The sequence below is a fragment of the Streptomyces smyrnaeus genome, assembly GCF_017676345.1.
Taxonomy (GTDB): domain Bacteria; phylum Actinomycetota; class Actinomycetes; order Streptomycetales; family Streptomycetaceae; genus Streptomyces; species Streptomyces smyrnaeus.
The window spans coordinates 41,556-60,542 of record NZ_JAFFZM010000019.1 but is presented as its reverse complement, the minus strand read 5'-3'; the positions used below and the strand labels follow the sequence as shown (position 1 = coordinate 60,542).

General features: G+C 72.5%; 17 protein-coding genes and 1 pseudogene. 5 read left to right on the top strand and 13 right to left on the bottom strand.

Annotated features, from left to right (window positions below; genetic code table 11):
- The first annotated feature begins 46 nt into the window (after positions 1–46).
- Complete coding sequence (bfr, locus tag JW613_RS27315) at positions 47–535, top strand: bacterioferritin (RefSeq protein WP_209213546.1); 489 nt, start codon at positions 47–49, stop codon at positions 533–535.
- A gap of 31 nt (positions 536–566) precedes the next feature.
- Here the strand turns inward: bfr and JW613_RS27310 are convergent, their stop codons facing one another.
- Positions 567–872 (bottom strand): (2Fe-2S)-binding protein, encoded by a 306-nt coding sequence (locus JW613_RS27310; protein ID WP_209213545.1) that lies wholly within the window; start codon positions 870–872, stop codon positions 567–569.
- Positions 873–1,060: 188 nt separating this feature from the next.
- Positions 1,061–2,404, bottom strand: coding sequence for a class II 3-deoxy-7-phosphoheptulonate synthase (locus JW613_RS27305; RefSeq protein WP_209213616.1), 1,344 nt, complete (start codon positions 2,402–2,404; stop codon positions 1,061–1,063).
- Positions 2,405–2,714: 310 nt separating this feature from the next.
- Between JW613_RS27305 and JW613_RS27300 the strand changes: the two genes are divergently transcribed.
- Entirely contained in the window at positions 2,715–4,667 is a 1,953-nt protein-coding gene (locus JW613_RS27300; protein WP_209213544.1) for an anthranilate synthase family protein, read from the top strand.
- 50 nt (positions 4,668–4,717) lie between these two features.
- Here the strand turns inward: JW613_RS27300 and JW613_RS27295 are convergent, their stop codons facing one another.
- The 4 genes from JW613_RS27295 to JW613_RS27280 all read right to left on the bottom strand — a co-directional run bounded on the left by JW613_RS27295 (position 4,718) and on the right by JW613_RS27280 (position 8,798).
- Positions 4,718–5,746, bottom strand: coding sequence for a 6-phosphofructokinase (locus tag JW613_RS27295; RefSeq protein WP_209213543.1), 1,029 nt, complete (start codon positions 5,744–5,746; stop codon positions 4,718–4,720).
- 302 nt (positions 5,747–6,048) lie between these two features.
- On the bottom strand, positions 6,049–6,720 hold the full coding sequence (locus JW613_RS27290; protein ID WP_185016649.1) for a response regulator: 672 nt from the start codon (positions 6,718–6,720) through the stop codon (positions 6,049–6,051).
- Positions 6,710–7,933, bottom strand: a complete 1,224-nt coding sequence (gene macS, locus JW613_RS27285) for a MacS family sensor histidine kinase (RefSeq protein ID WP_372448005.1) — start codon at positions 7,931–7,933, stop codon at positions 6,710–6,712. The genes JW613_RS27290 and macS overlap by 11 nt, the downstream gene beginning before the upstream one ends.
- 79 nt (positions 7,934–8,012) lie before the next feature.
- Positions 8,013–8,798, bottom strand: a complete 786-nt coding sequence (locus tag JW613_RS27280; RefSeq protein ID WP_209213614.1) for a lysophospholipid acyltransferase family protein — start codon at positions 8,796–8,798, stop codon at positions 8,013–8,015.
- A gap of 231 nt (positions 8,799–9,029) precedes the next feature.
- On the opposite strand from JW613_RS27280, the gene JW613_RS27275 reads away from it, so the two are divergent.
- Both JW613_RS27275 and JW613_RS27270 read left to right on the top strand, forming a co-directional pair.
- Positions 9,030–9,824: an alpha/beta hydrolase gene (locus JW613_RS27275; RefSeq protein WP_209213542.1), complete on the top strand. Its 795-nt coding sequence runs from the start codon at positions 9,030–9,032 to the stop codon at positions 9,822–9,824.
- Positions 9,811–10,440 (top strand): hypothetical protein, encoded by a 630-nt coding sequence (locus tag JW613_RS27270; protein WP_209213541.1) that lies wholly within the window; start codon positions 9,811–9,813, stop codon positions 10,438–10,440. The genes JW613_RS27275 and JW613_RS27270 overlap by 14 nt, the downstream gene beginning before the upstream one ends.
- Positions 10,441–10,467: 27 nt before the next feature.
- Here the strand turns inward: JW613_RS27270 and JW613_RS27265 are convergent, their stop codons facing one another.
- From JW613_RS27265 to JW613_RS36645, 6 genes and pseudogenes are all read right to left on the bottom strand, one after another.
- The gene (locus tag JW613_RS27265) at positions 10,468–11,253 is read right to left on the bottom strand and encodes an endonuclease/exonuclease/phosphatase family protein (protein WP_209213540.1); all 786 of its coding nucleotides are present in this window, start codon (positions 11,251–11,253) and stop codon (positions 10,468–10,470) included.
- A gap of 21 nt (positions 11,254–11,274) precedes the next feature.
- Positions 11,275–12,216, bottom strand: a complete 942-nt coding sequence (locus JW613_RS27260) for an ROK family glucokinase (protein ID WP_099886428.1) — start codon at positions 12,214–12,216, stop codon at positions 11,275–11,277.
- Between the two features lie 174 nt (positions 12,217–12,390).
- The gene (locus JW613_RS27255) at positions 12,391–12,939 is read right to left on the bottom strand and encodes a DUF5304 family protein (protein WP_209213539.1); all 549 of its coding nucleotides are present in this window, start codon (positions 12,937–12,939) and stop codon (positions 12,391–12,393) included.
- A gap of 112 nt (positions 12,940–13,051) precedes the next feature.
- Positions 13,052–14,422 carry an ArsA family ATPase gene (locus JW613_RS27250; RefSeq protein ID WP_209213613.1) on the bottom strand — a complete coding sequence of 457 codons (1,371 nt, stop codon included), beginning with the start codon at positions 14,420–14,422 and terminating at the stop codon, positions 13,052–13,054.
- Positions 14,423–14,484: 62 nt separating this feature from the next.
- Positions 14,485–14,961, bottom strand: a complete 477-nt coding sequence (locus tag JW613_RS36650; RefSeq protein ID WP_099886430.1) for an SRPBCC family protein — start codon at positions 14,959–14,961, stop codon at positions 14,485–14,487.
- A gap of 141 nt (positions 14,962–15,102) precedes the next feature.
- Positions 15,103–15,861 (bottom strand): annotated as a pseudogene (locus JW613_RS36645) (metallophosphoesterase family protein); the annotation flags it as partial.
- Positions 15,862–16,218: 357 nt separating this feature from the next.
- Here JW613_RS36645 and JW613_RS27240 point away from each other — a divergent pair.
- Positions 16,219–18,033, top strand: coding sequence for an AMP-dependent synthetase/ligase (locus JW613_RS27240; protein WP_209213537.1), 1,815 nt, complete (start codon positions 16,219–16,221; stop codon positions 18,031–18,033).
- Between the two features lie 69 nt (positions 18,034–18,102).
- Here the strand turns inward: JW613_RS27240 and JW613_RS27235 are convergent, their stop codons facing one another.
- Entirely contained in the window at positions 18,103–18,918 is an 816-nt protein-coding gene (locus tag JW613_RS27235; protein ID WP_245226366.1) for an NAD(P)H-dependent oxidoreductase, read from the bottom strand.
- Between the last annotated feature and the right edge of the window lie 69 nt (positions 18,919–18,987).

Sequence of the window (18,987 nt, the reverse complement as noted above, 5' to 3'; positions counted from 1 at the left end):
AATCTGCCCGGTACATGCGTCATGCCCCTGGAAGGAGCCCGCCACCATGCAGGGCGACCCCGAGGTCATCGAGTTCCTCAACGAACAGCTCACCGCCGAGCTGACCGCGATCAACCAGTACTTCCTGCACGCGAAGATGCAGGAGCACTACGGCTGGAACAAGCTCGCCGAGTACACCCGCGCCGAGTCGTTCGACGAGATGCGGCACGCGGAGCGGCTCACCGACCGCATCCTGTTCCTGGAGGGCCTGCCGAACTATCAGCGGCTCTTCCATGTACGGGTCGGCCAGACCCTCACCGAGATGTTCCGCGCCGACCGGCAGATCGAGGTCGAGGCGATCGACCGGCTCAAGCGCGGCGTCGAGCTGATGCGGAACAAGGGCGACATCACGTCCGCCAACATCTTCGAGGACATCCTGGCGGACGAGGAGCACCACATCGACTATCTGGACACCCAGCTCGACCTGGTCGACAAGCTGGGCGAGTCGCTGTACATCGCGCAGCAGATCGAGCAGAAGGCCCCGGACGAGACCTGAGGCCTGATCGAGGTGTGCCGCCCGCGGTGGGTTACGCCGCCACCCGCGCGGCAGCGGCCGGAGCCGGGGCCTGGGCCGCCATGGCGGCGACCTCGGCGGGTTCCGGCGTGGTAGCCGTCGAAGGCTGCTGCGTGGTGAGGGGCGACTCGCCACGGTCGAGGGCGGCCCTGCGGGGGCACTGGCCGCGTCCGAGGATGCCCTGGATACGGCGGACGCAGGAGCCGCAGTCCGTGCCCGCCTTGCTGGCGGAGGCTATCTGGCGCGGGGTGCACGCCCCCGCTGCCGCGTGCTCTTGCACCTGCTCTTCGGTGATGCCGAAGCACGAGCAGACGTACACGCGGTCACCTCCGGCTCGGTTCGGTCAGTCGTTCTGAGGTTAACCTAACCTTACCCGCCAGAGCCTGTCCACATACGTCGCTGGGGCCCGCGTCACACGGGTGATGCGGGCGCCGGCGGCATGGCCGACGGTACGGCCGGCGGTGCGCGCCGCGGCTCACGGCCGCGGCGCTTCACCCCCTGCGCGACTCACTGGTCGCGGTACATCTCCGCGACCAGGAAGGCCAGATCGAGCGACTGGCTGCGGTTGAGCCTGGGGTCGCAGGCCGTCTCGTAGCGCTGGTGCAGATCGTCGACGAAGATCTCGTCGCCACCGCCCACGCACTCGGTGACGTCGTCACCGGTCAGCTCCATATGGATGCCACCGGGGTGGGTGCCCAGGCTCTTGTGGACCTCGAAGAAGCCCTTGACCTCGTCCAGCACATCGTCGAAGCGGCGGGTCTTGTGGCCGCTGGCCGCCTCGAAGGTGTTGCCGTGCATCGGGTCGCAGACCCAGGCGACCGTGGCGCCCGAGGCGGTGACCTTCTCCACCAGCTCGGGGAGCCGGTCGCGGATCTTGTCGGCTCCCATCCGGGTGATGAAGGTGAGACGGCCCGGCTCGCGTTCCGGGTCGAGCCGCTCGATGAGGGCCAGCGCCTCCTCCGGGGTCGTCGTGGGGCCCAGCTTCACCCCGATCGGGTTGCGCACCCGGGCGGCGAACTCGATGTGCGCGCCGTCCAGCTGCCGGGTGCGCTCGCCGATCCAGACCATGTGCCCGGACACGTCGTAGAGGTTGCCGCTGCGCGAGTCGACGCGGGTGAGCGCCGACTCGTAGTCGAGCAGCAGCGCCTCGTGCGAGGAGTAGAACTCGACCGTCTTCAGCTCCTCGGGATCGGTCCCGCAGGCGTGCATGAACTTCATGGCCTGGTCGATCTCGCGGGCCAGCGCCTCGTAGCGCTGCCCGGAGGGGCTGGACCTGACGAAGTCCTGGTTCCAGGCGTGCACCTGGCGCAGATCGGCGTAGCCGCCGGTGGTGAAGGCGCGGACCAGGTTCAGCGTGGCGGAGGAGGCGTGGTACATCCGCTTCAGCCGCTCCGGGTCGGGCCTGCGCGCCTCCGGGGTGAACTCGAAGCCGTTGACCGAGTCGCCCCGGTAGGAGGGCAGCGTCACCCCGTCCCGGGTCTCGGTCGGCTTGGAGCGGGGCTTGCTGTACTGGCCGGCGATCCGGCCGACCTTGACCACGGGCACCGAGCCCGCGTACGTCAACACGGCGCCCATCTGCAGCAGCGTCTTGAGCTTGTTGCGGATGTGCTCGGCGCTGACCTGGTCGAACGCCTCGGCGCAGTCGCCGCCCTGGAGCAGGAACGCCTCACCGCGCGCAACCGATCCCAGCCGCTCCCGCAGCTGGTCGCACTCGCCCGCGAAGACGAGCGGCGGATAGGACTCGAGCTCGGCGAGTACGGTACGCAGAGCCTCTTGGTCCGGCCAGTCGGGCTGCTGTGCTGCAGGGAGGTCTCGCCAGGTGTGGGCACCGGCGTCGGTGTGGGCGTTCACAGTCACGGACCCCAGGTTACGGGTTTTCGAGGGGAACCCATCCGGGTGCCCGCCATACGAGACCGGTATCACCGGGCTCCGGGACGGTGACGGCCGTTCCCCGTCGTAGCCGGGTCCGCGGCCGACTCGTCCGCTATGGTGTGCGGCATGCACGCGCTGTCGACCATGAACTGGTGGTGGCCCGCCCGCACGGCGGCCCGCCACGACGCGCGTATGCACTGAGAGATCCAGCTACGTGCCAGGCCGCCCGAGGGGCGGCCTTTCGCGTGTCAGCGGCCGTTCCTCCCGTATCTCCGCGAAGGGACCCCGCATGCACCGCACCGCACCACAGGCATCCACACCCGCACCCGCCGCCCTTGTCGAGCGTCTGACCAGCGATGACGCGCCACCGTTCGCGCTGTTGCGCAGGCGGACGCCGGGCCGGGAGCCCGACCTCGTCGAGGTGCTCGTCGGCAGCGTGCACGAGGTGGAGCGCCTCGCCGATCTGCCTGTCGGCGGGAGCGGCGAAGGGGACGCACTGGCGCTCGTACCGTTCCGGCAACTGCGCGAGCGCGGTTTCGACGTGCGCGACGACGGCACACCGCTGTCGGTGCTGCTGCCCGACGAGCGGTACGAGCTGCCGCTGGAGGCCACGCTCGCCGCGCTGCCGGACCACCCGGTGCGTGTCGAGCAGGGCGCCTTCGACGTACCGGACGGCGCGTACGAGCAGATCGTGCGCCGGGTCGTGACGGAGGAGATCGGATCCGGTGAGGGCGCCAATTTCGTCATCCGGCGCGACTACCAGGGGCTGATCCCCGGCTTCTGCCGTGCGGACGCGCTGGCCCTGTTCGGACGGCTGCTGAGCGGTGAGCAGGGCGCCTACTGGACGTTCGTCGTCCACACGGGCGAGCGGGTACTGGTCGGCGCGAGCCCTGAAGTACACGTACGGATGACCGGCGGGACCGTGGTGATGAACCCCATCAGCGGCACCTACCGCTATCCGCCGCAGGGCCCGGACGTGGCGGGGCTGCTGGACTTCCTGGCCGACCGCAAGGAGAGCGAGGAGCTGTCCATGGTCGTCGACGAGGAGCTGAAGATGATGTGCACGGTCGGCGACGAGGGAGGGGTCGTCGTCGGGCCACGGCTGAGGGAGATGGCACATCTGGCGCACACCGAGTACGAATTGCGCGGCCGCTCCACACTGGACGTACGCGAGGTGCTGCGCGAGACGATGTTCGCCGCGACCGTGACCGGCTCCCCGGTCGAGAACGCCTGCCGCGTCATCGGGCGGCATGAGAGCGGCGGACGCGGCTACTACGCGGGGGCGCTCGCCCTGCTCGGCCACGACTCCCCCGGCGGCACGCAGACGCTGGACTCCCCCATCCTCATCCGTACCGCCGACATCGACGCGCGCAGCGGACGGCTGCGGGTACCGGTGGGTGCCACGCTCGTGCGCGCCTCCGACCCGGCGAGCGAGGTGGCGGAGACCCACGCCAAGGCGGCCGGCGTCCTCACGGCGCTGGGGGTGCGCGCGGCCGGGCCCCGTCCGCGGGGCGGTCCGCGCCCCCGGCTGGCGGACGACCCCCGGGTGCGGGCCGCGCTGGAGGGACGGCGCGCCGCGCTGGCACCGTTCTGGCTGCGGATGCGGGTCGGGCGGCCCGCCGGGACACAGGCGGCACAGGTGCTGGTCGTCGACGGCGAGGACACCTTCACCTCGATGCTGGCGCATCTGCTGGGCTCCACCGGACACCCGGTGCGGGTGCGGCGCTACGACGAACCCGGACTGGCCGAGGCAGCGCTGCGGCACGAGGGGCCCGTGGTGCTGGGCCCGGGGCCCGGTGACCCACGCGATACGGCCGACCCGAAGATGCGGCTGCTGCGCGGTCTCGCCGCCGACCTGGTACGCGCCCGGCGGCAGCCGCTGCTGGGCGTCTGCCTCGGGCACGAACTGCTCGCCGCCGAGTTGGGCCTGGAACTGGTCCGCAAGCGACGCCCCCACCAAGGGACGCAGGAGACGATCGACCTGTTCGGACGGCAGGAGACGGTCGGCTTCTACAACTCCTACACCGCGCGCTGCGACGACGAGGCCGCCGCGGAACTGGCCCTGCACGGCGTCGAACTGAGCCGCGACCCGGCCGACGGCGACGTCCACGCCCTGCGCGGGCCCGGCTTCGCCGGGGTGCAGTTCCACCCCGAGTCGGTACTGACGCTGGACGGGGTGACGGTGACGGCGCACCTGCTGGCGGCGGTGAGCGAGACAGCGGCGGGCGCCGGACACCGCTGAACGCGAGGGCGGGCGGGGGACCCCCCGAGCAGGGCTCCCCCGCGACGTCGTCAGCCGAAGAAGACGCCCGCCTCCTCGTAGAGGGCCGGGTCCACCGTCTTGAGCTTCTCGGTCGCCTTCGCGAGCGGGACGCGGACGATGTCGGTGCCGCGCAGGGCCACCATGCTGCCCCACGCCTCGTCCCGCACCGCGTCGATGGCGTGCAGGCCGAACCGGGTGGCCAGCCAGCGGTCGAACGCCGTGGGGGTGCCGCCGCGCTGGATGTGCCCGAGGACGGTGGTGCGGGCCTCCTTGCCGGTGCGCGACTCGATCTCCTTGGCCAGCCACTCGCCGACGCCCGACAGCCTCACGTGCCCGAAGGAGTCGGTGGAGCCGTCCTTGAGGACCATCTCCCCGTCCTTGGGCATCGCCCCCTCCGCGACGACCACGATCGGCGCGTAGCTCGCCTTGAAGCGGGAGGTGACCCACTCGCAGACCTGGCCGACGTCGAAGCGCTGTTCGGGGATGAGGATGCAGTTGGCGCCGCCCGCCAGTCCCGAGTGCAGGGCGATCCAGCCCGCGTGCCGCCCCATGACCTCCACCACCAGCACCCGCATATGGGACTCGGCGGTGGTGTGCAGCCGGTCGATGGCCTCGGTGGCGACGGTGACGGCCGTGTTGAAGCCGAAGGTGTAGTCCGTCGCGGACAGGTCGTTGTCGATCGTCTTGGGCACGCCGACACAGCGGATGCCGTACTCGTCCGTCAGCCGGGCCGCCACGCCCAGGGTGTCCTCGCCGCCGATCGCGACCAGCGCGTCGACCTCGTACTTGGTGAGGTTCTCCTTGATGCGCCGGACGCCGTCCTCCTCCTTGAACGGGTTGGTGCGGGAGGAGCCGAGGATGGTGCCGCCGCGCGGCAGCGTGCCGCGCACCGCCGGGATGTCGAGCCGGACCGTCTCCCCCTCCAGCGGCCCCCGCCAGCCGTCGCGGAACCCGGTGAAGTCGTAGCCGTAACGCTGGACTCCCTTACGGACGACGGCCCGCATGACCGCATTGAGACCGGGGCAGTCGCCGCCGCCGGTCAGCACTCCGACCCGCATGGGATCTCCCTTCTCCGCATGGACGCGCCTGCGTGGGCTCACGGTCGTGAGCCCACGGTGCAACATCCGTCACGCTAACGGTGATCCACGTCACACGGGATGTGGCGAGCGGCGGTTTTCCTTGGGAGAGGAGGGATTTGACGCGCGGGCCATCACTCGTACGAAGGACACGCGTACGCGGCGCCGCTCCTCTGTGGCCCTCGCCTGCTCTGGACAGGGGGTGCCGCTTTCTGCCCGTCGCAGGCTGCGGGTGCTTTGTGGCTGGTCGCGCAGTTCCCCGCGCCCCTTCGGGGCGCGTCCCTCTAGTCGTCCAGTCCGCGCTCGATCGCGTAGCGGACCAGCTCGACCCGGTTGTGCAGCTGCAGCTTCCCCAGGGTGTTCTGGACGTGGTTCTGCACGGTGCGGTGCGAGATGACGAGCCGCTCGGCGATCTGCTTGTAACCGAGCCCTTTGGCGACCAGGCGCAGCACCTCCGTCTCGCGCTCGGTCAGCTTCGGCGCCCGGGGGCCGTCGTCGGCGGCCGGCGCCGGATCGGCGGCCAGCCTGCGGTACTCGCCCAGCACCAGCCCGGCCAGCCCCGGAGTGAAGACCGGGTCGCCCAGCGCCGTACGGCGCACCGCGTCCAGCAACTCCTGCGGGCCCGCCGACTTGACCAGATAGCCCGTGGCTCCGGACTTGACCGCCTCCAGCACATCGCTGTGCTCGCCGCTGGCCGACAGCACCAGCACCCGCAGCCCGCTCTGCGGGCCCACCAGCTCGCGGCACACCTCCACCCCCGGCCTGCCCGGCAGGTTCAAATCCAGCACCAGTACGTCGGGCGAGGTGGCGCGGGCCCGGCGGATCGCCTGCTCACCGTCGCCCGCGGTGGCGACGACCTCGAACCCGGCCTCGGCCAGGTCCCGCGCGACGGCCTCCCGCCACATCGGGTGGTCGTCGACGACCATCACCCGCACGGGCTGTGCGTCAGTTGTCATGTTTCGAAACCCTCATCTCCACTTCCGTCCCCTGCCCGGGCACCGACACCAGCTCCGCCGTACCGCCCAGGTCCCGCAGCCGTCCCCGGATGGACAGCGCGACACCCATCCGGCCCTCCGCCTCCGCGTCCGCCAGCCGTCCCTCGGGGATGCCCGGGCCGTCGTCCCGCACGGTCACGATCACCGTGTCCGGCTCGTCCTCCAGCAGGATCCACGCGTGCGCCTTGCCGCCGGAACCGTCACCGGCGTGCTTGGCCACATTGTCCAGCGCGGCACCGACAGCCGCGGCCAGTTCCGTGGCCGTCCGGGCCGGCAGCAGCACCGGGGCCCCGGGCTCGGAGAAGGTGACCCCGGAGGCGGCGTACGAGGACAGCAGCGCACGGACGTCGCAAGGGGCGGTGTCGGCAGCGTCGTCGGTGGCCGTGGGCACGCCGCCGGAGGGACCGCCCCCCTCCATGGCGAGCGCCGGGCGGTGGTCACCGGCGGAAGCGGGCCCCGGCTCCGGTGCCACCCCGCTGGAGACCAGGGCGCGCAGGGCCACTTCCTGTTCCCCCGCCATCCGGCCGAGCTGGGCCGCCTCGCCGCCCAGGGCCGTACCCCGGCGCTGCACCATGGCCAGCACCTGCAGGACGCTGTCGTGGATGTCCCGGGCGAGCCGCTCACGCTCCCGGGTCGCCGCCTCGATCCGCAGGGCGCGCGCCAGGGTGCGTTCGCTGGCCCGGGCCACTTCGATGACGTAGCCGATGGCGACACTCGCCACGCACACGAGCAGCACATTGTGGAAGGTGGGGCGGGTGATGGTGCCGCGCTCGACGATGTTGGCGATCCCCACCAGTACCGAGGCGCCCGCGGCCCACCGCCAGCCACCCTTGAGCGCGAAGGCGAGGACCGGGCCGGCGACCCAGATGGACGGCAGCGTGGGCCCCACCCGGTCGTGGCCGTCCACCAGCGGTGACAGCAGGATGCCGACGACGCCCAGCGCGATGTCCGTGACGAGGAAGGGCAGCGTGCAGCGCTCGGCCGAACCGACGTGGCGCAGCGTGCCGAACGTCCAGCAGGCGAGGACCAGCAGGAAGATGCCACCGGGCACCGGCGCGCTGTACTCCTGGTGGCTCCAGGCGAAGACGCCGGCGATGTACAGGACGGCAAGGATCCGGTAGCCCGTCAGCGCCCGCCACAACGGCTGCTCGACGGACACCAACTGCGCAACCACGGTTCCCCCCACAAAACCTTCCCGCCGCGAGGGCGAGGCCCCGCACGGCGAGAGTCCGGCGGGTCCGGCGACGGCCGGACTAGGCGGCCCTGTCGCCGCCTGCCTCGTCCTTCCCGGCCCGCTTCCTTGCGGCTCCCTCGTCCTGCGCGCCGGCTTCCTCCGCCTCGGCGGCCTCCGCGATCTTCGCGGCTTTCGCGGCCTCCGCGAGCTGCCGCTTGGCCGCCGTCGCGTACATGTCCACGTACTCCTGGCCGGAGAGTTTCAGGATGGCGTACATGACCTCGTCGGTGACGGCACGCTGGATGAACCGGTCGTTGTCCATGCCCTGGTAGCGGCTGAAGTCCAGCGGGGTGCCGATCCGGATGCCCGGACGCATCAGCTTGGGCACGACCTTGCCGGGCGGCTGGATCTTCTCCGTGTCGATCATCGCCACCGGGATCACCGGCGCCCCCGAGCGCAGGGCGACCCGCGCCAGACCGCCGGGCTTGCCCCGGTAGAGGCGGCCGTCGGGCGAGCGCGTGCCCTCCGGATAGATACCGAAGAGCTCACCGCGCTCCAGCACTTCGAGCCCGCTTCTGATCGCCGCCTCGCCCGCGCCGCGTACCCCGGAGCGGTCGACCGGGAGCTGGCCGACGCCCTTGAAGAACGCGGCCGTCAGCTTGCCCTTGACCCCCGGCGAGGTGAAGTACTCGGCCTTCGCGATGAAGGTGACCTTGCGGTCGAGGACGGCGGGCAGGAAGAAGGAGTCGGAGAACGAGAGGTGATTGCTGGCGAGGATGGCGGGCCCCTGCGCCGGCACATTCTCCAGGCCCTCCACCCAGGGCCGGAACGCGAGCTTCAGCGTGCTGCCGACCGACAGCTTCATCGCGCTGTAGAACAACCTCGACCTCCTTGGTGGGACCCACCGACCCTATCCCGCCGCCGCACCCCGGGATCCCCGCCGCCGTCATCCGCCGCCGTCCGACCGCCGGGTACCCGCCGTCGCCCGAGCGGTGTGCCCCCGTAGGACCTTTGGAGACTGCCGGAGCACCGGGCGACGAATTAGGGTGGCAGCACTCCTTGCCGAGCCCGACCGCTGAGCCTCTGGAGGCCCGCCGTGCCGCCCATCCTCCCCGGAGCCGAGCCATTCCGCCGCGACGGATCAGCGACCGGTGTACTGCTCTGTCACGGCTTCACCGGCTCCCCGCAGTCCCTGCGCCCATGGGCCGAGGACCTGGCCGCGCACGGTCTGACCGTCTCCCTGCCGCTGCTGCCCGGACACGGCACCCGCTGGGAGGACCTGGCGCTGACGAGCTGGGAGGACTGGTACGCGACCGTGGACCGCGAGCTGCGGCTGCTGCGCGAACGCTGTGACGAGGTCTTCGTCTGCGGGCTGTCGATGGGCGGCGCGCTGGCGCTGCGGCTGGCCGCGCTGCACGGGGAGGCGGTGCGCGGGGTGACCGTCGTCAACCCGGCGATGACCTTCCCCCGGTTGCAGGGGTACGCCGTACCCGTCGGCCGCTTCCTCGCGCGGTCGGTGCCGGGCATCGTCGACGACATCGCCAAGGAGGGCCGGCACGAACTCGGCTACGACCGGGTGCCCACCCGGGCCGCGTACGCGCTGCGCAACTTCTTCCGCGTCGCCCAGCGCGACCTGCCGAAGGTGACGCAGCCGCTGCTGCTGCTGTGCAGCCGGACGGACCACGTGGTGCCCGCCGGCGACTCGGCGCTCGTCCTGGGCCGCGTCTCGTCCACCGATGTGACCGAGACCGTGCTGGAGCACAGTTTCCACGTCGCCACCCTCGACCACGACGCGGAGCGGATCTTCGCCGACACCCGCGGCTTCATCGACCGGCTCACCGCCGGGCAGCAGCCGGTCACCACGGTACGGAGCGCCCGTGACGGCGCGTGACCCGGACGAGGGCGAGCCCCGCGACCCGCACGAGCCCCAGGATTCCGCCGACGCCGCAGGAAGCGGATCGTCCCTGCCGCCGGAGGAGGAGGCGGCCTGGGCGGCGATCGTCGCGGCGTACGGTGAGGAGCCGGCCGAGTCCGCCGAGTCCGGCGGCGGGGACGGCGCCGCCGACGGCGTGAGCGGGGACGCCGGGGACGACGCCGCAGAGCCGGACGGCGACATGCTCACCAAGCCGCGGCCCGCGGCGGACGCGGAGCCGCCCACGCGCAGCTTCACCGTCTATGCGCCCGGAGCCGGGCCCCGCGACTGGCAGCCGGCACCGGACCCGGAGGAGAAGGGCGACGGGGAGGCGGACGACGAGGGCCACTTCGAGCCGCCCGAGCCGCCGCCGCTGCCCGAGACGGACACCACGACGAAGTTCGCCTGGCTGGCCGCGCTGGGCGGCCCGCTGCTGCTGATCGGCACCGTGCTGCTGCAGGCCGACATGGAGTGGTGGATCGTCACCCTGGGGGTCGGCGGGTTCCTCGGAGGCTTCGCCACCCTGGTGACCCGGATGCGGGACGGCCGGGACGACGACGACTGGGACGACCCGGGCCGGGGCGCCGTGGTGTGAGCCCCGGGTGGGCGGGCGAAGGCCCGCTCACCGTGCGGGGAGCCGCAGGGCCGCCAGGACGGGGAGGTGGTCGGTGGCGGCCACCAGGTCCGCCGAGGTCACACCCGGCAGCCCGCGGGGCACACCGGCGCCCAGGACCTGTACGCCCTCCCCGGCGAAGACCGCGTCGATGCGCTGCACCGGTTCGGCGGGTGTCGAGGTGTGCTCGGCGCCCCACGGCGCGAAGTCCCACGCGTCCCGCAGCCCCTCCCCCAGCAGGCCGAACGTGCGGCCGCCGGCCCGCTCGTTGACGTCCCCGGCGGCGACCGTCGCCGGGGTGCCGAGCGCGGCGGTCCGCTCCAGCAGCGCCCGGGCCTGCGAGCGCCGTTCGCGGGCCTGGAGGCTGAGGTGGAAGCTGACGACGCCCAGCCGGGCGACGGGGCCGAACCGCAGCTCGGCGGTGGCGAAGCCGCGCTGGTGCAGTCCGGGCGTACGCGGCAGCAGCACGTCCTCGGTGCGCTCGACGTGCGCACGCAGCGAGGCGAGGATCATCGGTCCGGAGGCCGTCGCACCGCCGGTGACGTAGGTGAGGCCGGTGCGGCGCGCCAGCCAGGCCGCCCGCTTGCGCCAGCGGAAGAAGCGCGGCGCCTCCTGCACGCAGACGACGTCGGGGGCGCACGCCCGGATGATCCGGACGAGCGCTTCCCGGTCGTCCCGCAGGGAACGGATGTTGTAGCTGAGCAGCCGGACGACGGCGGAGCCGTCGGGCTCGGTGCAGGAGGGCGGCAGGTCGGCGACCCGCGTGCCCTCCTCGGCTGTCCTCTCCCCCGTCATCGCGGCGGCCCCCCGGTCCGCTCAGCCCTGGCGGGCCAGGTCCGCTACGCCCACGAGACCCGCCTTGTTGCCCAGTTGGGCGGCGAGGACCTCGGCGTGCGGGCGCCAGCGGCTGCCGACCAGCCAGCGGCGGTAGGACTTGCGGATCGGGTCGAGCACCAGCTCGCCCTCGTCGGAGACGCCGCCGCCGACGATGAAGGCGCCCGGGTCGAAGAGGGAGGCGAGGTCGGCGAGACCGGCGCCCGCCCAGCGGGCGAGCTCGCGGAAGGAGTCGATGGCGACCGGGTCGCCCTGCCGGGCCGCCTCGCTGATGTGCTTGCCCCGGATGCCCTCGCTGGTGCCGTCGCCCAGCCCCAGCAGGATCGAGGCGTTGTCCGGGGTGGCGGTGGCGCGCTGCTGGGCGTAGCGCAGCAGCGCGCGCCCGGAGGCGTACTGCTCCCAGCAGCCCTGGTTGCCGCAGCCGCACAGCAGGCCGTCGGGGACCATCCGGATGTGGCCGAACTCGGCGGCCACGCCGTACCGGCCGCGGTGCAGCTTGCCGCCGATGATGGTGCCGCCGCCCAGGCCGGTGCCGATGGTGATGCAGACGACGTCCTCGTGACCGGTGCCGACGCCGAACTTGTACTCGCCCCAGGCGGCGGCGTTGGCGTCGTTCTCGATCACGACGGGCAGGTCGATGCGCTGCTCGACCTTGTCCTTGAGCGGCTCGTGCCGCCAGCTGAGGTTGGGGGTGAACAGCACGGTGGCGCGCTTGTCGTCCACGTACCCGGGGGCGCCGATCCCGACGGCCTCCACCTGGTACTCGGCGCTGGCCTGCCGTACGGCGTCCGCGATGGCGTCGATCACGGCTTCCGGGGTGTCGGGGGTGGGCACCGTGCTGGTTTCGAGAATGGTGCCTTTCTCGTCGACAACGCCAGCCGCGATCTTGGTGCCGCCGATGTCGACCCCGATTGTGAGTCCCATGTGTCCCTCGGTCATCCGAATGTGATCCCCGCCGCCGCCAACGGTACCGGAGCACTCTGCGTTACCGGGCACGGTCGGGGCAGGGCCGCGTCCTTGTCCGCGGCACCGCTCACCGCTCACCGCTCACCGCTGCGACGACGGACCACTCACCGCTGCGGCGGGAGGGCGCCGCCGCTACTTGTCGCCGGGGCCCTCGTCCCCGGCCGCGTCCGCGTCGTCGTCCGGCTCGACCGCGATGTGCTCCTCGACGGCCTGCTCGGCGACGTCCGCGTCCAGGTCCGCCGCACGGGAGAGGTCGGCGGCCTCCTCGACATCGATCCGCTCGGCGTCCTCGGCGCCGGACGGCTCGCTCCAGCGGCGCTCCGACTCGTGGACCATGGACCGGTAGGCGGCCAGCAGCTCACCGCCTGCGGCGGCCAGGTGGTCGAAGAGCTGCGGGTTGCGTTCGACGACGGGCTCGATGGTCGCCTTGGCCTGCTTGAAGAGCTGCTGCGCCACGCCCTGGGCGGTGGCCGCTCCGGCGGCACCCAGCAGCGGCTTGCCGAACTCGGCGACCTTCTCGGTGACCGCGTCCGCCAGCCGGCGCAGCTCCTCGGCGGCGTCGGTGGGCGGCGGGCCGTACTGCGCGCGGCGGCGGGCCCTCTCGGCGGCCAGGTCCTCCTCGCACGCGGTGGCCCAGGCGTCGGGGTCCGGGGCGGCAGTGCGCTCGGCGTCATCGCTCATGGCGGGCTCCTACGGGCGACGGGTGGTGGTTGTCGTTCGCCTTCCGACGTTACCCGAACGGCGGCACGGCGTTGAGGGCGAACGGCAGCCGCCGGGGCAGGCCTGCGCCCGGTCAGCCGCCCTGCCGGGCGGGCTCGGAGCCGCCCCGCTGCCCGCCGGGCCACAGGTCGGGGTCCGGGGTGAAGCGGACCCCCAGCACCCCGCCCTTGAGGCCGGCTCCGGAGACCCGGCAGCGGCGCAGCGCCGACGGCAGCGGCAGCACCCGGCGGTAGGGGCCGACGCCGACGGTCAACTCGTCACCGCGGCGTACCAGTTCCAGTTCCTCCCGCTCGGCGCCCGGCAGCGGCAGATGCCACACCAGGGTGCCGTCCCCGGCGAGCCGGTCCTCCAGCCAGCCGTAGGTGATGTCGGTGCCCGGTCCGCCCTCGGCGCCGGCGGGCGGGCGCAGGCCCTCGCCCGCCGTCCCGTCGGCGGCCACGGCGGTGCGGGCGGCGTTGGCGAGGGCTCGCAGGTCCTCGGGGCCGCGGGGGTCGCGGCCCAGGTGCGGCAGCTCGCACAGCGGGACGGACTCGGCCTCGCACTTCTCCCGCAGCGCGGCGAGCGCGGTCTGCTGCTGTCCGGCCAGCGCGGTCAGCCAGCTGTCCGAGGAGCCGGTGGGCAGCAGCCGGTTGGCGACGACGGACTCCAGCGCGAGCCCGTGCAGCCGCAGCCCGGCCCCCGCGGTGCGCAGGTCCTCGGCGGCGAGCGGGCCCGGCTCGGTGACGAGCCGGACGACCGTCGTCGGGGACTCGACGATCCGCTGCACTCCGGCCAGTTCGTCCGACCAGCGGCCGGCGGCCTCGTAGAGCCACTGGGCGGGCATGGGGGCGCCCGCGAGCTGGGCCAGCAGGGGGCGCAGGGCGCGGGCGGCCTGGCGCTCGGCGGGTACGAGCCGGCGCAGATAGCGGCGCAGCTGTTCGGGCAGTGCGAGCAGGTTGAGGCCCTCGGGCGCCGCGGGCATGTCGGCGACGACGATGTCCCAGCCGCCCCCCGGGCTCCGTCCGGTGCCGTCGTCCGCGTTCCGTCCGGTACCGCCCTGGTGGGTGGTGTGCAGGGCGCGCAGCAGTGCGAAGGTGCCGGCGCCGGGGAGTTCGGTCAGCTCGTCCTCGTCCAGCGGTACGGCACCGAGCAGATCGAGCGCGGTCCTGCCGCGCGTCTGGAGGGCGACGGCCTGCCTGCGGAACTCCTCCCCCGAGTCGATCCGCAGCAGCCACAGCCCGGCCGCACCGGCGACCGGTTCGGGCCTGCCGGGGCCCGGCTCCCGGGGCGGCTGCGGGGCCGGCTGTGCGCCTGACGCCTCGGACGGGTCCGTGCCCAGCAGCGCGGCCAGTCGGCGTGCGGGCTCCGCGCTCAGCAGCAGGGTGCGGTGGCCCTGGGCCGCGGCGGCGCAGGCCGTGGCGGCGGCCACCGTGGTGCGTCCCGCGCCGCCCGCTCCGGTGACCAGGACCGTCTGTGGGCCCGGACCGTCGGGGTGCGCCGACCCGGTGCCGGGGCCCGCCGCGCCGGTCAGTTGCCGTCCTTGGAGGCCGCGGCGCCGCCTGCCTCGACACGCTTCTTCAGCCCGTCGAGTGCGCGGTCGATGATGACCTTCTCGGCCTTGCGCTTGATCATCCCGAGCATGGGGATCTTGACGTCGACGGTGAGCTGGTACATGACTTCGGTCCGCTCCCCGCCGGCCAGCGGGGTGAGGCGGTAGACGCCGTCCAGGGAGCGCAGCATCTGGGATTTGACCAGCGACCAGCGCACCTCCTGGGGCTCCGGTTCCCCGATCCACTCGTAGGCGAGGGTGTGCTCGTCCTTGATGGCTCCGGCGTCCAGCAGCAGGCGCACCTGCTCGGCACGGCCCTGCTCGTCCCGGCCGAGGACCTCGGCCTCCTTCACCTCGCCGGCCCACTCCGGGTAGCGGGGGAAGTCGGAGATCACGTTCATCACGGCCTCGGGTGCCGCGTCAACGGTGATGCTCGAGCTGGTGTGTTCCGCCATCGCCATGGCCCTCCGATTTACCCGTGTCTGAAATGCCCGCAGTGATGTGGAACGACCGTGCGGGATACCCGCCGTGGCGCGGGGAAGCGTCTGCGGGGGAAGGCTACCGCGCGCCCGTCCGCCCCGGGGCCGCGCGGGCCACCACTCCAGCACCCAGGGCACCCCGGTCGCGTTGAAGTGGCCGACGTTGACGCACTCGGTGGCGCCTATCCGCATGCGCCGGGCCAGCGGCTGGTGGACGTGGCCGAAAAGGTGGTAGCGCGGACGCAGCGTGCGCACGGCCTCCAGCAGGTGCGGACTTCCGCGCTCGAAGCGGCGTGCGACGGTGTCGTAGCACAACTCGGGCACTTCCGGCGGAATGTGGGTGCACAGTACGTCGACCTCTCCCAGCGCGGCCACCTTCGCCGCGTAGGCCTCGTCGTCGATCTCGTAGGGGGTGCGCATCGGCGTACGCAGTCCGCCGCCGACGAAGCCGAAGCGCCATCCGCCGATCACCACCGTCTCACCGTCCAGGACGTTGACACCCGGACGCGCGTACTCGGGCCACAGGGGCGGCATGTCGACGTTGCCGTAGGTGGCGTACGTGGGCGTGGGGAACGCCGCGAACAGTTCGGCGTACTGCTTGCGCACCGCCGCCTCCATCGCCGTTTCGCGATCGAGCCCGGCCCACAGCTGCCGGGAGAGCGTGCGGGCCTCGGTGAAGCGGCGGGCCGTACGCAGGGCGACGATGCGGTCCGCGTTCTCCACGCCGAACAGGTCGGGAAAGATGCCGCGCGAGTGGTCGGCGTAGTCGAGGAAGAGGATGAGGTCTCCCAGACACAGCAGCGCGTCAGCGCCCTCGCCCGCCTTCGCGAGGTCCGCGCTGTTGCCGTGTACGTCGCTGACCACATGGACTCGCATGCGCCCACCCTAGATCGCCCCGCACACCGCGGGGAGGGCGCGCGACCCCGGGGGAGCATCCGCGCGGACATGCGGTGCCGTTCTGCTCGCCGGTGACTGAAAAGCGCCGTACGTCCGCTCTTTCCGCTCCCTCCTCCTCGCGACTTCCGTGTCCCTGAACGCCTCGACTAGGCTGCTATCAGCCATCTCCACCTGTGACGCACAAGACATCTGAGCGTCACCCTCTACCCCTGTCCCCATACCGATGGGTAACGTCCGGGCCGTCATTCTTCCAGGATCGTTCGCCGACCCTGGACCGAGCCAATGGAGGCCGACCCCCCGCGGCCCCTGTTGGCGCGCCGACGAGGAGCAGCAGTCTTGCGCGAGTACAGCCTTCCGGCCCTCTACGAAGTCCCCGCAGAGGGAAATCTGACGGACCTCATCCGCCGGAACGCGGCTCAGCACCCGGACCTCGCCGTCATGGGGCGCAAGCGCGACGGCCGGTGGGAGGACCTGACGGCTGCCGCGTTCCTCGCCGAGGTACGGCAGGCCGCCAAGGGTCTGATCGCCGCGGGCGTCGAGCCCGGCGACCGGGTGGGGCTGATGTCGCGCACCCGCTACGAGTGGACGCTGCTGGACTTCGCCATCTGGAGCGCGGGCGGCGTCACCGTGCCCGTCTACGAGACCAGCTCGCCCGAGCAGATCAGCTGGATCCTCGGCGACTCGGGCGCCGTCGCGGCCGTGGTGGAGACCGACAGCCACGCGGCGGCCGTCCACTCCGTCCGCGACCGGCTGCCCGAACTGCGCGACGTGTGGCAGATCGAGCCCGCGCCGGGCGCCGAGCAGAGCGAGGGCGCCGTCGCCCGACTCGCCGCCCTCGGCGCCGGGATCAGCGACGAGCTGGTGGAGGAGCGCAGCTCCGTCGCTGACGCCGACTCACCCGCCACCATCGTCTACACCTCCGGCACCACCGGGCGCCCCAAGGGCTGTGTCCTCACCCACCGCAGCTTCTTCGCGGAGTGCGGGAACGTGGTCGAGCGGCTGCGCCCGATGTTCCGGCCCGGCGAGGGGTCGGTGCTGCTCTTCCTGCCGGTCGCCCACGTCTTCGGCCGGCTGGTGCAGGTGGCGGCCGTGATGGCGCCGATCAAACTGGGGCATGTCTCGGACCTGAAGACCCTCACCGACGAACTCGGCTCCTTCCGGCCGACGATGGTGCTGGGCGTCCCGCGCGTCTTCGAGAAGGTCTTCAACTCCGCGCGGGCACAGGCCGTCGCGGGCGGCAAGGGCAAGATCTTCGACAAGGCCGCCGAGGTGGCCGGTGCCTACAGCCGCGCCCTGGACGACCCGGCCGGCCCCTCCCTCAAGCTGCGGATCCAGCACAAGGTCTTCGACAAGCTGGTCTACAGCAAGCTCCGCTCGGTGCTGGGCGGGCGGGCCACCCACGCCATCTCCGGCGGCGCGCCGCTGGGCTCGCGGCTGGGCCACTTCTTCCGCGGTGTCGGCTTCACCGTGCTGGAGGGGTACGGGCTCACCGAGTCCTGCGCCGCGACCGCCTTCAACCCCTACGACCGGCCCAAGATCGGTACGGTGGGGCAGCCGCTGCCCGGCTCCGTCATCCGGATCGCCGACGACGGCGAGGTCCTGCTGCACGGCGAGCACCTGTTCACCGGCTACTGGAACAACCAGCAGGCCAGCGACGAGTCCCTGGCCGACGGCTGGTTCCACACCGGCGACCTGGGCACGCTGGATGTGGACGGCTATCTGACCATCACCGGCCGCAAGAAGGAGATCCTGGTGACCGCGGGCGGCAAGAACGTCGCCCCCGCCGTCATCGAGGACCGCATCCGCGCCCACGCGCTGGTCGCCGAGTGCATGGTCGTCGGTGACGGGCGCCCCTTCGTCGGCGCCCTGCTGACCGTGGACGAGGAGTTCCTGCCCCGCTGGGCGGCCGAGCACGGCAAGGAGCACCTCGGCCACGAGCAGCTGCTGGCCGACGCCGAGCTGCTCGCCGAGCTGCAGTCCGCCGTGGACGAGGGCAACAAGGCCGTCTCCAAGGCCGAGTCGGTCCGCAAGTTCCGGGTGCTGCGGGAGCAGTTCACCGAGGACTCCGGCCATGTCACCCCCTCCCTGAAACTGAAGCGGGGCGTGGTCGCCAAGGACTTCGCCGATGAGATCGAGGCGCTGTACGCGTAGTCGCGCTGCGCCGCTGCACGGGCTCGCCGCGCTCGGCGGCCCCGCATGGACCCGCTGCAGGCTTTGGACCTACGCCGTTTTAGTCACGGGCTGCTCCCGGCTGTCGTCAGCAGTCCGCGGCTTGCTCGCGGCCTCCCGTGCCGCTCCCCGCGCCCCGGCCGGGGCCGCGAGCCGGGCCGCCAGTTCGGTGACCGCCTCGCGCGCCGCGGCCAGCGAGCGGGCGGCCTGCGGCCGGAGCGGCGCCATCCGGGGCACGTCCCCGGCCCGGGTCAGCTCGGCGGTCACGAAGTGCAGCTGCTGCGCGGGCACTCCGCGGTCGGTGAAGTACCCCCGCAGATAGGGGACCTGGAAGTCCAGGCCCGCACGCGGGGCACCGGGACCGTAACCGCCGCCACGTGCGCCGACGACCACGACATGCTTGTCCCGCAGCAGGCTGTCCCCCGTCCCGGGGTCGAGGAGGGCGCCGGGGAAACTGATGCGGTCGATCCACGCCATCAGTGCGGCGGGCACCGTCAGGTTGTACATGGGCACCCCCAGCAGCAGGACGTCCGCCGCGAGCACCTCCTCGACCAGCGGCAGCGTCGTCCGCCATACGCGCTCGTCCTCGGCGTCCCTGACCAGCGCGGCCACCTGGTCGGCCGCCACCGTGCCGTGGCGCTCCACCCAGTACCCGAAGCGGGCGTAGGCGGCCGTGACGAGAGGGACGGGCGCGGCCGCCAGGTCCCGGTAGCGGTAGCCGCACGGGATGTCGCCGTACCGCTCGCGCCAGCTGTCGGCGAACAGCGCGGTCAGCTGCCTGCTGACGGACTCGCCGGCCGGGCTCACGCTGGCGTCGAGGTGCAGCAGGGACGGCGTGGGCGCGTCGTGCTTCATGATTCGGGTCATTGTTCCTGTCACTTCTTTCCCGTCGGACACGTCGGTGAAGGTGACGGACCGCGTGAGGGAAAGGTGACC

Excerpts from the sequence above, each read along its gene's own strand:
- bfr (WP_209213546.1), top strand. The coding sequence starts at position 47 with ATGCAGGGCGACCCCGAGGTCATCGAGTTCCTCAACGAACAGCTCACC.
- JW613_RS27300 (WP_209213544.1), top strand. The coding sequence starts at position 2,715 with ATGCACCGCACCGCACCACAGGCATCCACACCCGCACCCGCCGCCCTT.
- JW613_RS27295 (WP_209213543.1), bottom strand. The coding sequence starts at position 5,746 with ATGCGGGTCGGAGTGCTGACCGGCGGCGGCGACTGCCCCGGTCTCAAT.
- JW613_RS27290 (WP_185016649.1), bottom strand. The coding sequence starts at position 6,720 with ATGACAACTGACGCACAGCCCGTGCGGGTGATGGTCGTCGACGACCAC.
- JW613_RS27280 (WP_209213614.1), bottom strand. The coding sequence starts at position 8,798 with ATGAAGCTGTCGGTCGGCAGCACGCTGAAGCTCGCGTTCCGGCCCTGG.
- JW613_RS27265 (WP_209213540.1), bottom strand. The coding sequence starts at position 11,253 with ATGACGGGGGAGAGGACAGCCGAGGAGGGCACGCGGGTCGCCGACCTG.
- JW613_RS27260 (WP_099886428.1), bottom strand. The coding sequence starts at position 12,216 with ATGGGACTCACAATCGGGGTCGACATCGGCGGCACCAAGATCGCGGCT.
- JW613_RS27255 (WP_209213539.1), bottom strand. The coding sequence starts at position 12,939 with ATGAGCGATGACGCCGAGCGCACTGCCGCCCCGGACCCCGACGCCTGG.
- JW613_RS36650 (WP_099886430.1), bottom strand. The coding sequence starts at position 14,961 with ATGGCGGAACACACCAGCTCGAGCATCACCGTTGACGCGGCACCCGAG.
- JW613_RS27235 (WP_245226366.1), bottom strand. The coding sequence starts at position 18,918 with ATGACCCGAATCATGAAGCACGACGCGCCCACGCCGTCCCTGCTGCAC.